Source organism: Euzebyella saccharophila (assembly GCF_014855495.1).
GTDB lineage: Bacteria > Bacteroidota > Bacteroidia > Flavobacteriales > Flavobacteriaceae > Euzebyella > Euzebyella saccharophila.
The window spans coordinates 345,236-361,278 of sequence record NZ_JACYFJ010000004.1; the positions used below are offsets into that span (position 1 = coordinate 345,236).

Genomic DNA, 16,043 nt, shown 5'->3' on the forward strand with positions numbered 1-16,043 from the left:
GACAAAAACTCCCTAAATGTAGGAAATATTAGTTTGTGGATGAATCCCTAACCACCTTACAGCGTATCCATATACTGATGAATAAGATCAATTCCTTCCGTATGAATTTCGGTGATACCAATTTGCGGCATGGAGGGACCGTAGGCAGGCAAGGTTTCCGTTCTATTTTTTATATCATCCTTAAATTCAACAAAAAGACCATCTGCTAATGAAACTTCATAACGAAAATCTGGTCTTCCGGGCGTGTTTGCGTTGTGATTACCACCCGGTTGGTGGCAATGTGCGCAGTTCACGTCCATATAAGCTCGGGCACGTTGCGCCAATGAAAAATTGGAATCGTCCCAGGCAGGCAACCTCTCTATTTCCGATAATGCCGGTACCCCTGTCAACAAGCCCTTGGCAATAAAATATTGTAACTGATTTTGCCCGTTATACTCAATATTTAGATTCCTAGCCTTTGGTCCAATTGGGATTGGTGTACTATTCACATTATGACATTGGGTACAATTAACGGAAAAAGGAACTTGATAATTGACCGTTTGGGAAGCACCATTACCGTCTATCCAATTGACAGGCACCGTTGGTGCACTATTGGATAAATTGGCCTCTGTCTGATCTTCGTTCCAAAGGTAATTCCCCATTGTCCAAATTCCATTCTTTTTAATCAAAAGACGGGTCTCGATCAATTTTCTGCCCGAATTAAAATTTCTTTCGTCGTTGTAGTAATAGAAAGTCTTGGTGATAACGGTATTATCCGGAAACTGTAAAAGTCCGCTTCCATCATAGGTCATTTGTGCACCTTCGGGCAGCGATATGGTCCTGAATTTGTATGCATAATCCGAATATAGTGGCGTACTTAAACTATATTCATGGGTGGTAGGATTGGGAAGCAAATCGCCAATATTTCCCCTGAACAATTGCAACTCGGAAAGTTTTGGCAGAAATTCCGCCACTGCATACACCGTGTCATCCAGATAGGGATTGGTGCTGGCGCTTACTTCATCTCCATTGAAAACTCCATCAGCATCACAATCAGAAGCAGCCCATACAGAATTTAATGCATTGTAACCATCATAGCCTTCTTCTTGTAAGGGGTCACAAGGGTTGTTCTCATCGCTCCCGTTGGCAACCTCCAAATAATCCGGTATCCCATCTCCATCACTATCCTTTGATTCGTTTAAAAAAGGGTCTGAACCGTCCGTTAATTCTTGAGCATTGCTGATACCGTCAATATCGCAGTCTGCAGCCAACCATACCGTATTGTTGGCATCATAACCCGTATAACCGGAGGTAGGCTTTGGGTCACAGGGATTGTTCTTGTTGGTGCCGTTCAACTCCTCTTGCTCATCCGTGATACCATCACCATCCGAATCTAGATCTATCGGTGAATCTCCACCGCCACTATCAGATTTACAGGCAACGATAACCAGCAGACCTACAAAGACTACTAATTTTAAGAAATTACTCCTTTTAATGAAGTCCTTCAATCCGGAAAGGGATATGGTTACCAATGGCGTTTTACCCAAACTGATCATAGCGCAAAGTTTTCTTTTTGTAGAAACAATCAAAAATAAAGAATCCCTACCTTATCTTCCTCTCGGATAGACGAGCACCTATAAAAATCGGTTGACTAACTAAATATACTTGTTATTACAAATCAAATTTATAGGTAGCCCCACCCATAATCTGCAATCCTTGAACGGGATAATTTGCCCATCTTAAATAGTTGTTATTGGCTATGTTGGCCGCTTTTAAGAAGAAAGACCACTGATCGGTCCACCTATAACCAATATGCGCATTGGCATCAAAAAAGGAATCCAACTCCACTATTTCTGAAGTAAATGAAGAAGGAATCCCGGAAGAATTAGCTATAGAAGCCAGGTCCTCTCTACTTCCAACATAAAATAGGTTGGCACCAGCAAACCATTTCTCCCCAATTTGGTAATCCATAAATAAGGAGCAGGTAAGTTCAGGAAGGTTCCATGCGGGGTTATCTGTTTCGGTACTATAATTAAAATATTCCGCATTTACACCCAAAGTAAAATTCCTGTTTACATCCACGTTCAACTCGCCAAAAACACCAATGGTTTTTACATCGTCATAAAAAACATGGAAAGAATTGCCATAATAATAGCCCTTTTCATCCGTGCGAACGGTATTCTGTGGATTCAACATATACAGGGGTTTTCTATTTTCTGCTGTATAGGAAGCTTTTACGTTATAACTTAAATTAGGCAGCAGTTGCCCCTTCAAACCTAAATACCCATCATATTGCTTATCCGTTGGCTGAATAGTAAGGGTTGGGGATACGTAAGGATTATCACCTACCAGACCGTAATAGGAGTTTTGGTTAAGCTCTCCTTCAACCCCACCATACACAATGGCCAATTCATCCAATAAGTTATAAGAAGCCGTTACCGCAGGATATATATAAAAATTGCTATCACTGTTCTCCAAATCCAGACCGTACACCAATTTTACCCCCAAGTTAAGGACCAAACCTTCCGCCAACATCCTTAGGTTTGGGTTTAGACCCACCTGCAAATTACTGTAATTTATACCCGGTTCGTTATTCTCGTTGTTTAGGCTGGAATTTTCAAATGTACCGTTCACAAAATCCACCTTGGCCCTAATCCCGAGTTCTTCCTCTGCTATGGGAAACGCCAAACCTGCGTCTAAAACAGCCCTGTTTTCTCCAGATTTGACAGCGTCCCAAAAACGTCTGTAGTGCAATTTGGCATCTTCAAAATAGGCATCTTCCATTGAAATTTTACCAGTAAGGCCTGCTGTGTAATAATTTTGCCGTTCATCAATTGAATTCACCTCTGTTTCAGTAAACGCACCATTTTCAATACCGTACCAATTATATAATTGATGCTGGGCATCAAAATCTACTCCCCAGTTAAAATCACGATCTCTCTTACTATAGCTAGCGTCCAATTTTGTATTGGAAAAAATATTGTCCAACGCCGTACCGTCTATGTCGCCACGAGAAGAATTATGGTCCAAGCCTATGGTATATCCAGATTCTCTATCAATGGTTCTACTAGTATAAAATTTGCCCATTACATTAGCAGGATTTCCACCTCCTGCAGACGCATATGAGTTATAAAGTACCGGTGGAGGCGTTTTTTTCACCGCGTTGGCTTTCCCTTTTGCCGGGGTAAACGTAGAAGCAACAGGCACTGAAAAAATACTATACTCTATTTTCTTTTTTTGTAAAACGATAGAATCGTTCATGTTTGGAACCGACTTTATTTTAAAAGCGTCCGAAATGGTAGGGGTATACGCCTTGGTTACAGTTACCGTTTCTGTACCAATATCATCCGTTTCTTCCTCTTCTTGAGCGGATACTATCTGTAAGCCACCTAAAAAAAGTAGTATTAATAAACCAAAGGGCTTACGCATTTTATATTCTCTCATTAATGTTCTCTTTTCAATTTTCATATCCGATACTAAACTCACCGTTGTAATTTTCCTATTACTGCCCATCTGTTCTTACGGATGAATTACTTTGTGCCTCCTTGGCCTTGATAATAGATAGTTCACTTTTTGCCTCGGTTACCACTTCCGGAAATTGGCTAAAGTTCGTGATTACACTATCCAGAATATAAGTGGCTTGATAAGCGTCTCCCAATGCGTAAAAGTTTTTGGCCATAATAATCAATCCTTTTCCGCCCCATTCCTTATAACTTGAATAATCCTTGGCCAACTTCTGAATCGAAATATTGGAAGCTTCATAGTCCTGATCCTGATTTTTGAAATAGGCATCATAATACAATGCCTCCGCAGCGGTAGCACCTGTAGCAATGGTTAGCACGGTTGCATAAGCTGATTTGGCTTTGGCCTCATTACCCGTTGCAATCGCCGAGCGCGCAATCATTATATGCGCATCACTCTTTATCCTATTATCAATACTTGGTGTGGCCAGCACTTTTTCTGCATATTGAAGTGTTTTATTATAATCCTTTTGCTCATAATACCCCTTCATCAAGTTAGATTGCGCAAAGGTTCGGTTTTGCTGAATGTCCGCCTGTGCTTCCAAACGTTGCAAATAAGGCAAAGCCGTAGCATAGTCCTGTTTGCCGATCAATATTTCGCAGACCCTTGTCAAGGATTGTTCCGCATACTCACTACCAGATTTATCGGCCACAAATTGATAGTACGGTAAAGCTTTTTCCTTATCTCCCTTGGCAAAATATAGTTGTGCCAAATTAAAATTCGCCTTTACCGAATTAAGTCCGTTAGGAAACTGTTCTATATATTTTTCATATCCTTTAATGGCCGCATCCTTCTTTCCTTCTAGATTCTGTTTATCGGCCGATTCAAATGTTGCATTGTCCAACTCAGAGTCCGTAACTTCAATGAAATCAATTCCCTTAACCCATTGTGCATACTCATCCACCCTGCCCATATCCACATAGATCAACTTAGCAGTGGAAACCGCCTGAATAGCTTCTTGGGTATTGGGGAAATTATGAACTACAGACTTGAACTTGCTTAATGCCTGATCATTTCTATTGGCATTGTAGTGTACCAAACCTTGTCTCATCATTGCCTGTGGCACCAAAGAACTGCCTTTAAATTCATTGATCATACGGTCATAAGTTTGTAACCCTTGTTGCTCCTGCCCCGCAGAAACCAAGGTGTTAGCCAACTCAAAAAGGGCATCGTCCTTTAGTGTAGACCGTGAATATTTTGATACAAAGGAGCGTAGTTCTTCAATTTTGGAATCCCTTCTGTCCACAAAACCGTAACTGATAGCCTTTTGGTATGCCGCGTAATCCTTTTCCGGTCCGGTAAGGGCGAGTGCTTTGTTGTAGGTTTCTATGGCAGGCCAATATTTACTGGTCACGAAATAGCTATCTCCAAGTCTTAAATACCCGTCATACAGCTTTTGGGTGTTGCTTGTATTTTGACTAGTGAAATCCGAAAAACTACCAATAGCATTCCCATAGTCCTTAAGTTTAAAATAAGTGTAGGCCAGATTGTAACTCAAATCCTTGAACTCTTCCGTGTTTTGGGCCGATGGATTGGACTTAAAATCCAAATAATCACTTAGGGCCGCGTTGTAATTGTTCAAAAGATATTCTGCCTCGGCCTTCCAATAACTGGCCCTGGCCTTGAAAAGTGAATTTTCGGCATTGTCCAGTGACTTTTGAAAGTTTTGAGCCGCAGCAGCATATTCATCGTTCATGAATAATTCCAGTCCTCTATAATAAGCCACCTTTTGATAGGTCTCTTTACTGGCATAGTTTTTATTCTTCTCCAACAATGCCATGGCACCTTCAAAGTTTTTTGAGGTGATGTAAGAGTCTACCAATAGATTTTGCATTTCTTCTGTATGGCTATCATTTGGATATTTGGACAAGTAGTCTGTGATTACCTGTGGAACGGGTTCATAGGCATTGCCCACTTCGTAGCTTAAACGTGCGTAATTTAAATTGGCGTCCTTCTGTATTTCCGGGGAGAAATCCATCTGTGAAGCGTTTCTAAAGGCATTTAAAGCCTCTTGTTTTTTATCGAGCTTTAGATAACATTCCGCCAAATGGTAGTAGGCGTTTTGAGACACACTATTGGTACCATCAATTATTTTATTGAACTGCTGAATGGCATTGACATAATCGCCTTGTTTATAATAAGAGTATCCTAGGAGATAAAAATCAGTATTGTTCCATTTACCCCTTTTGCCTTTATAATCCTCCAAATATGGAATAGCATTGGCATACTGACCCAAATTAAAATAACTTTCCCCTATTATTTTGGAAAGTTCAGATTTCTCATTGCGGTCACCTTTGGCAAGTTGTCTTTTGGCCAAAGCAATAGCTTCTTCAAACTTACCAAGCTTAAAATTCATATCGGCTTGGTAGTAGTCCATCTTCTCCTCCAGAATTTCAGGATCTTTAATTTCATCAAACCTTTGATTGGCCGTTTCATAATCATCTTGCTGATACGCAATATAACCTTGGTAATATTTTGCCTGTGAGCCGTACACCTGCGAATTTTCTACTTTTTGCAAGTAGCGTTCCGCTTCCTTTTGTTTTCCGCTGGAAAAAAGGGAATAACCATAATTAAAATTGAACTTGTCCATTTCCTTTCTGGAAAGTGCTCCTTGGTCCACCTTGTTGTACCATTTAAGGGCATATGGATATTTTCCTGTTTCAAAATAATATTCCGCCACGTCTGCAAAAGCAGAATTTCTTTTGGTTGATGTTGGGTACTTTTCCACAAAATCTTCCATTAGCCTATCGGCACCCAATTGGTTTAAACGTACCGCAGCATTGGCCTCGTAATACGCACTATTGGCCTTGGTTTCCAGGTCATTGGTAGACTCTTTTACCCTTGAAAAAATAGATTGGGCCGCTTGGTACTGCTCATTGTGGTACAGTGCCAACGCATCTTGATATTCCTTTTGATCGTGTGTATAGATTTTTGTCTCTTGGGCAGAGCATAGGAAAACAGCCCCCAAGAAGACGGGAACCATAGCGGTGATTCTTTTCAGCATAGTGTTCAACTAACCTTATTATTAATTTTAATAACGGCGAATATTGTACCAAAGTATATTTGGTCTATTAAATAAAACCTAACAAAAGAAAAAGTTTTTTAGAAGACTCCCTATGGGTTTAACATTCACTTATTACTTTTATATCAACAAAAACAGTTGGCCCGGGTTTCTAAACAAAATTTAAAATATCCTAGGTCAAATACTTATTCAAAGTAAAATATTGCGCCCCAACTATGTCGGAAACTATTTTAGAGCTAAAAGATGCCTCTATTTTTCAAAAAGACAGCCTTGTACTAAATGAAGTGAACCTGGATGTTCAAAAAGGTGAATTCGTATACCTTATCGGAAAGACCGGAAGCGGTAAAAGTAGCTTTATGAAAACCCTTTATGGAGATTTACCCTTAAAAAAAGGAACGGGAAACATAGTGGGTTTTGACTTGAAAAAACTTAGGGAAAAAGAAATTCCGTATTTGAGAAGAAAAATCGGAATTGTCTTTCAGGATTTTAAACTCTTGCCGGATAGAAACATTAATAATAATCTGTTTTTTGTTTTAAAGGCTACCGGTTGGAAGGACAAGCCCAAGATGCAGCAAAAAATTGAAGATGTATTGGGTAAAGTGGGAATGAAAACAAAAGGTTTTAAATTTCCGCATGAACTATCAGGTGGGGAACAGCAACGGGTAGCCATTGCCCGTGCCCTTTTAAATGACCCTGAGCTTATTCTTGCAGACGAGCCTACGGGCAACCTTGACCCCCAGACCAGCGTTGAAGTAATGAAAGTGCTCCAAGAAATTCACAAGGCCGGCAGGTCTATTTTAATGGCTACCCATGATTATGCACTCATTCTTAAATATCCGTCCAAAACCCTCAAATGCGACGGAAACAAAATCTTTGAGGTGGTACAGAGAGCCGTATAAAAATCCAAGATGATTCTAAAAAAACGCACCTATACGACGGACAAAAAGGTACATCCATTCATTGGCGCGCTCCTTTTTATTATTTCCATAGTGCTTATCCTCATAACCGGTCCTTTAGGTTTCGTTTATGGCATTCTTCATTCCCTCTTTAAACAAGGTTTTAAGGGCACCGGGGAGTTCTTTCTTAAAATAGCCATTTCAGTGGATCAATTGGGCAACGTTCTCATGCAACACCTGCTCAATCTACTTTGGATGAAGCCCGGCGGTTATAAATTTGGGAATAGGGACGAGACCATTTCCAGTGCCCTGGGCAGAAACAAAAAATTAGGAACCCTTACGTGGCAGGGACGCTTCATTGATAAAATATTGGACATCATTGACCCCAACCACAGTCTAAACTCCATAGACTACTATATTGAACCTACTGCCAATATCATCGATAAACTTGCATGGATACATATTGTGGACGGAAAGATACTGGTGACCAGAAATACAGGCCGGGATAAATTTTATATTCCGGGAGGAAATAGAAAAAAGGGTGAATCCGATGCACAAACCCTACATAGGGAAATTCAAGAAGTGCTCAACGTTGAAATTGAACTGCCAACCATGAATTTTGTAGGTATTTTTGAAGCGCAGGCAGATGGGTACAAACCCGGAATACTGGTTAGAATGACTTGCTATGCCGCCAATTATTTAGGAGACCTAAAACCTCATGATAAAATTGAGGAAATAGCATGGCTAGGATATGAAGACCGCGAAAAGGTTTCAGAGGTAGACACCCTAATTTTTGATGTTCTTCAAGAAAACGGAGACCTTATTTAGATTTTCTTTTTAGTACCTTTTGGCTTTCAATCCAAAAGACCATGCACGATTACCTCTCAAAAATCCTAACATTTCTATTTTTCATTTTTTGGTTGCCTTGCCAATCACAAGAAAAGCCCAACATACTTTTTATAGCCGTAGACGATTTACGGAATGAACTGGGCGTACATGAAGGCTCACAGGCCATTACCCCAAATTTGGATGCTTTAGCCAATGCTGGTTCGCTATTTACCCATCATTATGTACAGGTACCTACCTGTGGCGCATCAAGACATTCCATTTTAACCGGTAGGAGACCCTATAAAAAAGTGCATCTGAGCAATAGGGCTATTGAAAAGGAAATTTCTGACAAACCGGAAACCGATGTTCCTGAAAGTTTTATCCATCAATTAAAGACATCCGGTTATCATACCGTTGGCATTGGTAAAATAGCTCACTCGGCAGATGGGTATCTATACGAATATGAAGAAGAACCTTCCAACCAAAGAGAGCTTCCCCATAGTTGGTGTGAAATGCATTTTGACGCCGGAAAATGGTCCACCGGGTGGAACGCCTTTTTTGCGTATGCCAATGGCGAAAATAGACAAAGCCTAAAAAAACAAGTAAAACCCTATGAAGCCGGAAATACTGATGATGAGGGATATCCAGACGGACTCACGGCCAACCTCGCCGTTTCAAAATTAAAAGAACTAAAAAACTCCAAACAGCCCTTTTTTTTAGGGGTTGGCTTTTTTAAGCCCCACCTTCCCTTTAATGCCCCCAAAAAGTACTGGGACCTTTATGACAGAGACAAAATTAAAGTTTCCGATAATCCGCACTTGCTAAAAAACGTGCATTTATCAAGTTACAACAACAACGGAGAATTTAACCAGTATGCCCTGGGAGAGGAAAAAGCATATTTGGAACAACCGGTTTCCGAAACCTATGCCAAAAAAATCAGGCACGCCTATCTAGCTGCAGTAAGCTATACGGATGCACAAATAGGAAAGGTGTTAAAGGAATTAAAAGCATCCGGTTTGGACAAGAATACGGTAATCATTATTTGGGGCGATCATGGTTGGCACTTGGGAGACCAGCGCATGTGGGGAAAACATACCCTTTTTGAAAATGCCCTAAAAAGCACCCTAATTATTAAAGAGCCTTCAATAGAAAGCCAACCCAATAGAATCGACCAAATAGTTGAAAGTGTTGACATTTATCCCACCATCCTTGAAATAGCTCAATTGAAGCCAAAAACAACTTTGGACGGCATGAGTTTGATACCTCTGCTCAGAGGCAAAAAAAACTGGAACCAACCCTACGCCTATAGTTACTTTAAAAATGGAATAACGCTTAGAACCCCAAAATACAGATTGACCAAATATTATAGGGGACAGAAACCGGTAATTGAATTATACGATCACACCCAAAGCCAAAATGAAAGTATCAATATTGCCGAAGAAAGTCCTAAAATAGTAGATAGGTTGATGCCCATTTTATCACAGGGAAACACGGGTTTGTACGATAACATCAATTAGACTGGCATTGACTCCAAAAGGTTATTTTCTATCAAAAGTTTTTGTTAATTTGCCATCCAAATAGAATAAAGCATAATGGAAATATTAGGAATAGATGTAGGTGGTTCAGGAATAAAAGGCGGTATGGTCAATATAGAAACCGGCGAAATGACAACTGAACGCTTCCGCATTCCTACGCCCCCATCGCGCACTCCTGAGGCAATGGCAGATGTCATTGCTCAAATTACGGCACACTTTAATTACAAAGGAAAAGTAGGTTGTGGGTTTCCAACTATTATCAAAAAAGGAATTTGCAAGTCTCCCGGTAATTTGGACCCAAGTTGGTTAGGCGTCAATGTAGAAAAATTATTTGAGGAGCGTACAGGTCTGGATTTTACGGTGGTAAACGATGCCGATATTGCAGGTTATGCCTGTATGACCTACGGAATTGGCAAAGGAGAGGAAGGTTTGGTAATTATGATAACCATTGGAACGGGCCTTGGTAGTGGCGCTTTTCTTGATGGAAGGTTGATTCCCAATTTTGAGTTGGGCCAAATTCCATATAAAAGCTACAAGAAAATAGAAACTTGGGCAGCTGGTTCCGCAAAGGACAGAGAAGGGTTATCTTATAAAAAATGGGGCAAAAGGTTTAATAAGTTCTTGAAATATGTAGAATTACTGGTTGCCCCAGACTTAATTTTATTGGGAGGCGGTGCATCCAAGGATTTTGACGAATTTAAAAAGTATATTAAGATAGAAACCCCTGTAAGACCTGCACAGCTTCAAAACCATGCAGGTATTATTGGAGCCGCTGCCGCAGCCATGCACAATATCCCTATAGATTAAAGGCTTTTGGCATCTTCTGGCATTTCAAAATAATCCTTGGAAAGAGTAGCATCAAAATGCATTTCACTTATATCAATTTTAGTGATGTATTCCCCGGGAAGTCCATCTTTCGTCCAATGGGTCTTAAATCCGCTAGGAAGTAAAATTCCTTCTACATTTACCAATTTTTCTACTTCCATAAATTTTTCAGGATTGTGTCCTCCATCTTTAAAATATTCAGGGTAGGAAACAATGTACCTCACTGCCGTAATCAAATGACTTTCGGCATCAAAATGCAATATATAGTAATCATCGGGAGCATCTCCGGTACCGGCCTCAAAGGTAACTTTTACAACATCATTGGTCTTTCCTTGGTATTGTGCCTGTGAAAGTAGCTCTAGATTTACGCCCTCACCGTCCAAAACAAATGGGTGGCCCATTAGGTATAAAGGTGTTAATGCCCAAAATTTGGTATCATAGGCAAAAGCGGTGCTATCTTTTGCTTTTATCCAAGCCTTTTCCCCTGTCCAACCAAAACGTGCCGTAGAGTCCTCAACACTCGTATGCTTGGCCCTGTTTCTCCACGTATCAATAGTTTGATAACTATCCCTTACAGGTTTATCATCCAAGGGTTGATAATTGAACCTCATGGAGAGAGCTCCGTTGGAAAACCATTTTTTTAATCCCCCATGGGCTTCCATAGCCTGCCAAACAACCTTTCCTGCCGGTGTTGAAGACAATCGGGCTTTGGCTTTTTCAACCCTATTTTCAATCCATTTTTCTGGAACGGAACCTACTTGTTTATCTTCTTGTACCTGGGTCATGGTACTACCAGTTTCTGATTTTTTCTTTTCGGAATTACAACCTGCAAAAATTAGAAAGCCTAGCACAGGTATGGCCCATAGTGTGTTTTTCAAAGTGATTTTATTCAAAAGGTTATGACCCCAGAAAAAGTAAACTACATGGATTTATGCTCTAAACTAGCCTCTCGCCTTTCATCGTAGCTCTCGGCAATTTTGGCATCCAACTTTTCGGGGCTTTCAAAATTCAATTTACTCTCTTGTAGTCGTTCTTCCCCTCCAAAAATTACATGAAGTTTTTTATTGATCAGACCATCTATCGATTTTTCGGCAACATGCTCGGGAGTATCCATATTTTGCGCCTTGGAAGTAGTCATCATATCCGTATCCGTAGCTGCAGGATACACACAAGTAACCGAAATATGATCAGGCTCCAATTCCCTTCTGATAGCATCCGAAAACTGTCTTACCGCTGCCTTCGTACTAGCATACACAGAGTAGAAAGGCATACCTATAAGTCCCAATCCAGAAGATACATTTAAGATAGCCGCATCATCGGACCTCTTTAAAATAGGAATACAGTACTTAGTTATCACTACCACTGCCGTAAGGTTGACAGCTATTTGATCGTAGATATCTTCATCGGATTGCTCATCCAAAGGTCCCGCAGAAACTACTCCAGCATTGTTGATCAAAACATCCAAAGAACCCCATTCATCCTCTACTTTGGACGATATTTCCCTAAGGGCGTTGATATCCCCAACATCTCCCCTAACGAATAAAAAATTTACCGATTCAAATTCTTCGCGAAGTGCCTTGAGACTATCCTTATCTCTACCTATGACCGCAATATCCTGAACCCCATGTTTTACGAGTTCAGTAATCATACATTTTCCTATTCCCCTAGACCCTCCGGTAATGAGAACTTTTTTTCCTTTAAGCTGCATATTATTCAATTTGAGTTAAGTTGACAGCTTTAAGGTAGATATAATCTGGAGCAAGATGAACTAAATAATTCTTCCTGTTTTAAGAATTATCAAAGTGCAAAAATTCCCACTTTGATTTTGAATTATTGGCAAGGATTTAACTATATTTTAAAAAGAAAAAGCCCCGATAAAATCAGGGCTTTCCTCTTTTAAGCAATTTTATTCCGTTTCCGGTCAACCTCCTTTAAAAACACCTTTCTCAATCTTAGGTGATTAGGGGTTACCTCAACATATTCATCTTTTTGGATGTATTCCAAAGCCTCTTCCAAAGAGAACTTGATCGCAGGTACAATCTTCGCCTTATCATCAGCACCTGCTGAACGTACGTTGGAAAGTTTTTTGGTTTTTGTAACATTTACCGTCATATCATCTTGGCGAGAGTTTTCTCCAATAACCTGACCTTCATAGATATTTTCTCCTGGATCGATAAAGAACTTACCACGCTCCTGCAGCTTATCTATAGAGTAAGGGATAGCCGTACCTGTTTCCATGGATACCAATGAGCCATTGATCCTTCCTGCAATATCCCCCTTTAAAGGTTGGTACTCAATAAATCTATGGGACATAATAGCCTCCCCGGCCGTTGCGGTTAGCAATTGGTTTCTAAGACCTATGATACCTCTGGAAGGAATAATAAATTCGCAGATCATACGGGTACCCTTGGTTTCCATACTAACCATTTCTCCTTTACGGATAGATACCATTTCCACCGCCTTTCCGGAAACTTCCTCGGGCAAGTCAATGGTCAATTGCTCAACAGGCTCACACTTAACACCGTCAACCTCCTTAATAATTACCTGCGGTTGACCTATCTGAAGTTCATACCCTTCTCTACGCATGGTTTCGATCAATACGGAAAGATGAAGAACCCCACGACCAAATACCAAAAATTTATCGGCACTGTCCGTTTCTTTCACCCGTAACGCCAAGTTCTTTTCCAACTCTTTCTCCAAACGTTCCTTAATGTGTCTTGAGGTTACGAACTTACCGTCCTTACCAAAGAAAGGACTATCATTGATGGTAAACAACATACTCATGGTAGGCTCATCAATGGCTATGGTCTGTAGTTGCTCAGGGTTTTCAATATCGGCAACGGTATCTCCAATTTCAAAACCATCCATACCAACAATGGCACAAATATCACCAACTTCAACGGTCTCTACTTTCTTTCTACCCAATCCTTCAAAAACAAAGAGTTCCTTAATCTTGGACTTTACAATAGACCCGTTTCTCTTTATCAAAGAAACTTGCTGACCTTCTTTAAGGCTACCCCTTTGCAATCTGCCAATGGCAATCCTTCCCGTAAAGGAAGAGAAGTCAAGAGAGGTAATCAATAACTGTGTATTACCTTCGGTAGGCTTAAAAGTTGGAATATGTTCAATTACCATATCCAACAGAGGTTCAATATTCTTCGTTTCTTTTTTCCAATCCTCACTCATCCAATTGTTCTTGGCAGAACCATAGACCACAGGAAAATCCAACTGCCATTCTTCGGCACCCAACTCAAACATCAAATCAAAAACCTTCTCATGAACCTCCTCGGGCGTACAATTCTCTTTGTCCACCTTATTTATGACCACACAAGGCTTAAGACCTAAATCTATAGCCTTTTGCAACACAAAACGCGTTTGGGGCATAGGGCCTTCAAAAGCATCTACCAACAATAATACGCCATCGGCCATATTAAGTACACGCTCCACCTCTCCGCCAAAATCGGCGTGACCGGGCGTATCTATGATGTTGATTTTTGTATCCTTATAAACTACGGAAACGTTCTTAGAAGTAATGGTAATACCTCGTTCCCTTTCCAAGTCGTTGTTATCCAGGATCAAGTCTCCAGTATTTTCGTTTTCACGGAACAACTGACAATGGTACATAATTTTGTCTACCAGGGTGGTTTTACCGTGGTCAACGTGCGCGATAATCGCAATATTCTTTGTTGTAGACATAATAAAAAATTAAAAGGGTACAGCCCTCTTTTGAGCGCGCAAAGATACTGCTAATTTTCTAGTCTTCAACGAAGTTGATGTTATTTTTATGTGATTGATTTTGAGAGTGTTAATTTATCGAATCTTTTTAACCACCCAACCCAGTTTTACATCTATCATGGCAGCAGGTCCAAAATCGGATTCACTAATACCTACACCGGGACCAAAAGAAATATTCCAATAAAAGCCTTTGGGCCTAGTGCGCTGAATGCCATAGGTTATGGCTACAATATGGTTATAGGTATAATCCAAATAATAGGTGCCGAGCAAAGGATTTCCAATCAGTATTTGATTGTTCAAGGCTAGGTAGTTACCCTAATTACCCTCAATATTTTTTCCTTTTGATAGGCGCCTATCAAAATTGGTAAAATACCTGAACTCGGCTTGCCCAGCTACAAAAAGTCCAAATTCTGGATCACCGTAATAGTCGGTACCCCCACCTAGCACCAAGGCGATATCAAAGTTCAAGGTAGTTTTATCGCCAAGGCCCAATTCATAAGAAGCACCAGGTAGAAGAGCATTGACCTTTAGCAAACCCTTTTCTACCTGTTTATCGGTCTGGGCCTGAGAAGTAAAAAAAGCACTTACAAAAAGTGCCAATAGTATTGTTTTTTTCATGAAGTGAAGATATATAATTTCCAATATGGCCTTACCAATTATTGCGCCAATCGCTTTGGCATATTAGAAATAATTTCATTCCATCTTTACTCTTATAAAATAGCTCTTTTAAATAGTATCTTTGTACAAATTTCAACTATGCAACTTCAAAATATTCCTCAGATAAAACACGCCAACAGCAATAATTTCTTTCTTTTATCAGGCCCCTGTGCAATTGAGGGAGAGGAAATGGCCTTACGTATTGCCGAGAAAATTGTTTCGGTAACCGATAAGCTTAAAATACCCTATGTTTTTAAGGGAAGTTTCAAAAAAGCCAACCGCAGTAGGGTTGATTCTTTTACGGGAATTGGAGACGAAAAAGCATTGAAAATTTTAAAGAAGGTTTCCGAAACCTTTGAAGTACCTACCATTACGGACATTCATGAAATATCGGATGCTTCCATGGCCGCGGAATATGTAGATGTTTTACAGATTCCTGCATTTTTAGTACGACAAACGGATTTAGTGGTAGCCGCCGCCGAAACCGGAAAAGTAGTCAATCTAAAAAAAGGACAGTTCATGTCTCCGGAAAGCATGAAACATGCGGTGACCAAAGTGACCGATTCCGGTAACGAAAATGTCTGGATTACCGATCGAGGTACCATGTTCGGCTATCAAGATATGATCGTTGACTTTAGGGGCATACCCACCATGAAGCAATACGCTCCAGTGGTTTTAGATGTTACACACTCCCTACAACAACCCAATCAGACTTCTGGTGTTACGGGAGGAAGACCCGCCTTAATCGGCACCATGGCCCGCGCCGGTATTGCTGCCGGGGTAGACGGCATTTTTATGGAGACCCACTTTGACCCTGCCAATGCCAAAAGCGATGGTGCTAATATGCTTGATATTAGCCTTCTAGAAAAACTTTTAACCGACTTGACAGCCATTAGAACGACCATCAATTCCCTGTAGAAATCAGCAATACGCTAGAAATCAATCCGTTTAAACTTTTTATTTATAATTATTCTAAATAATTTTTGATAATTCGATTTAGGGTATACATTTGTATTGTTATTTAGAATTAAACCAAATAAATAT

Annotated in this window: 13 protein-coding genes; 5 read left to right on the forward strand and 8 right to left on the reverse strand. The window is 40.2% G+C overall.

Translation table 11 applies throughout. The features are described from left to right. Nucleotides 1-56 precede the first annotated feature (56 nt). The 3 genes from IL355_RS14115 to IL355_RS14125 form a co-directional block, all read right to left on the reverse strand. Nucleotides 57-1,535, reverse strand: coding sequence for a hypothetical protein (locus IL355_RS14115; RefSeq protein WP_192462758.1), 1,479 nt, complete (start codon nt 1,533-1,535; stop codon nt 57-59). A 115-nt stretch (nt 1,536-1,650) separates the two neighbouring features. Further along, entirely contained in the window at nt 1,651-3,423 is a 1,773-nt protein-coding gene (locus IL355_RS14120) for a TonB-dependent receptor (protein ID WP_225621250.1), read from the reverse strand. A 58-nt stretch (nt 3,424-3,481) separates the two neighbouring features. Further along, nucleotides 3,482-6,505 carry a tetratricopeptide repeat protein gene (locus tag IL355_RS14125; protein ID WP_192462759.1) on the reverse strand — a complete coding sequence of 1,008 codons (3,024 nt, stop codon included), beginning with the start codon at nt 6,503-6,505 and terminating at the stop codon, nt 3,482-3,484. 233 nt (nt 6,506-6,738) lie between these two features. Between IL355_RS14125 and IL355_RS14130 the strand changes: the two genes are divergently transcribed. The 4 genes from IL355_RS14130 (at nt 6,739) to ppgK (ending at nt 10,589) form a co-directional block, all read left to right on the forward strand. Further along, nucleotides 6,739-7,422: a cell division ATP-binding protein FtsE gene (locus IL355_RS14130; protein WP_192462760.1), complete on the forward strand. Its 684-nt coding sequence runs from the start codon at nt 6,739-6,741 to the stop codon at nt 7,420-7,422. Nucleotides 7,423-7,431: 9 nt separating this feature from the next. Continuing rightward, nucleotides 7,432-8,247: an NUDIX hydrolase gene (locus IL355_RS19380; protein ID WP_192462761.1), complete on the forward strand. Its 816-nt coding sequence runs from the start codon at nt 7,432-7,434 to the stop codon at nt 8,245-8,247. Between the two features lie 41 nt (nt 8,248-8,288). Then, nucleotides 8,289-9,764 (forward strand): sulfatase, encoded by a 1,476-nt coding sequence (locus IL355_RS14140; RefSeq protein WP_192462762.1) that lies wholly within the window; start codon nt 8,289-8,291, stop codon nt 9,762-9,764. Nucleotides 9,765-9,839: 75 nt separating this feature from the next. After that, nucleotides 9,840-10,589, forward strand: a complete 750-nt coding sequence (gene ppgK / locus IL355_RS14145; RefSeq protein WP_187457098.1) for a polyphosphate--glucose phosphotransferase — start codon at nt 9,840-9,842, stop codon at nt 10,587-10,589. Here ppgK and IL355_RS14150 read toward each other — a convergent pair. From IL355_RS14150 to IL355_RS14170, 5 genes are all read right to left on the reverse strand, one after another. Continuing rightward, nucleotides 10,586-11,485, reverse strand: coding sequence for a hypothetical protein (locus IL355_RS14150; protein WP_192462763.1), 900 nt, complete (start codon nt 11,483-11,485; stop codon nt 10,586-10,588). The two genes, ppgK and IL355_RS14150, sit on opposite strands and share 4 nt — an antisense overlap. A 41-nt stretch (nt 11,486-11,526) precedes the next feature. Then, on the reverse strand, nt 11,527-12,315 hold the full coding sequence (locus tag IL355_RS14155; protein ID WP_192462764.1) for an SDR family NAD(P)-dependent oxidoreductase: 789 nt from the start codon (nt 12,313-12,315) through the stop codon (nt 11,527-11,529). A gap of 188 nt (nt 12,316-12,503) precedes the next feature. Then, the gene (typA, locus tag IL355_RS14160; protein WP_192462765.1) at nt 12,504-14,303 is read right to left on the reverse strand and encodes a translational GTPase TypA; all 1,800 of its coding nucleotides are present in this window, start codon (nt 14,301-14,303) and stop codon (nt 12,504-12,506) included. Nucleotides 14,304-14,417: 114 nt separating this feature from the next. Beyond that, on the reverse strand, nt 14,418-14,642 hold the full coding sequence (locus IL355_RS14165; RefSeq protein ID WP_192462766.1) for a hypothetical protein: 225 nt from the start codon (nt 14,640-14,642) through the stop codon (nt 14,418-14,420). 15 nt (nt 14,643-14,657) lie between these two features. Then, entirely contained in the window at nt 14,658-14,960 is a 303-nt protein-coding gene (locus IL355_RS14170; RefSeq protein ID WP_192462767.1) for a hypothetical protein, read from the reverse strand. Between the two features lie 138 nt (nt 14,961-15,098). Here IL355_RS14170 and kdsA point away from each other — a divergent pair, with 138 nt between their 5' ends. After that, nucleotides 15,099-15,917 (forward strand): 3-deoxy-8-phosphooctulonate synthase, encoded by an 819-nt coding sequence (gene kdsA, locus IL355_RS14175; RefSeq protein WP_192462769.1) that lies wholly within the window; start codon nt 15,099-15,101, stop codon nt 15,915-15,917. The last annotated feature ends 126 nt before the right edge of the window (nt 15,918-16,043 follow it).

Excerpts from the sequence above, each read along its gene's own strand:
- ppgK (WP_187457098.1), top strand. The coding sequence starts at position 9,840 with ATGGAAATATTAGGAATAGATGTAGGTGGTTCAGGAATAAAAGGCGGT.
- IL355_RS14130 (WP_192462760.1), top strand. The coding sequence starts at position 6,739 with ATGTCGGAAACTATTTTAGAGCTAAAAGATGCCTCTATTTTTCAAAAA.
- typA (WP_192462765.1), bottom strand. The coding sequence starts at position 14,303 with ATGTCTACAACAAAGAATATTGCGATTATCGCGCACGTTGACCACGGT.
- kdsA (WP_192462769.1), top strand. The coding sequence starts at position 15,099 with ATGCAACTTCAAAATATTCCTCAGATAAAACACGCCAACAGCAATAAT.
- IL355_RS14140 (WP_192462762.1), top strand. The coding sequence starts at position 8,289 with ATGCACGATTACCTCTCAAAAATCCTAACATTTCTATTTTTCATTTTT.
- IL355_RS14170 (WP_192462767.1), bottom strand. The coding sequence starts at position 14,960 with ATGAAAAAAACAATACTATTGGCACTTTTTGTAAGTGCTTTTTTTACT.
- IL355_RS14115 (WP_192462758.1), bottom strand. The coding sequence starts at position 1,535 with ATGATCAGTTTGGGTAAAACGCCATTGGTAACCATATCCCTTTCCGGA.
- IL355_RS19380 (WP_192462761.1), top strand. The coding sequence starts at position 7,432 with ATGATTCTAAAAAAACGCACCTATACGACGGACAAAAAGGTACATCCA.
- IL355_RS14155 (WP_192462764.1), bottom strand. The coding sequence starts at position 12,315 with ATGCAGCTTAAAGGAAAAAAAGTTCTCATTACCGGAGGGTCTAGGGGA.
- IL355_RS14120 (WP_225621250.1), bottom strand. The coding sequence starts at position 3,423 with ATGAGAGAATATAAAATGCGTAAGCCCTTTGGTTTATTAATACTACTT.
- IL355_RS14125 (WP_192462759.1), bottom strand. The coding sequence starts at position 6,505 with ATGCTGAAAAGAATCACCGCTATGGTTCCCGTCTTCTTGGGGGCTGTT.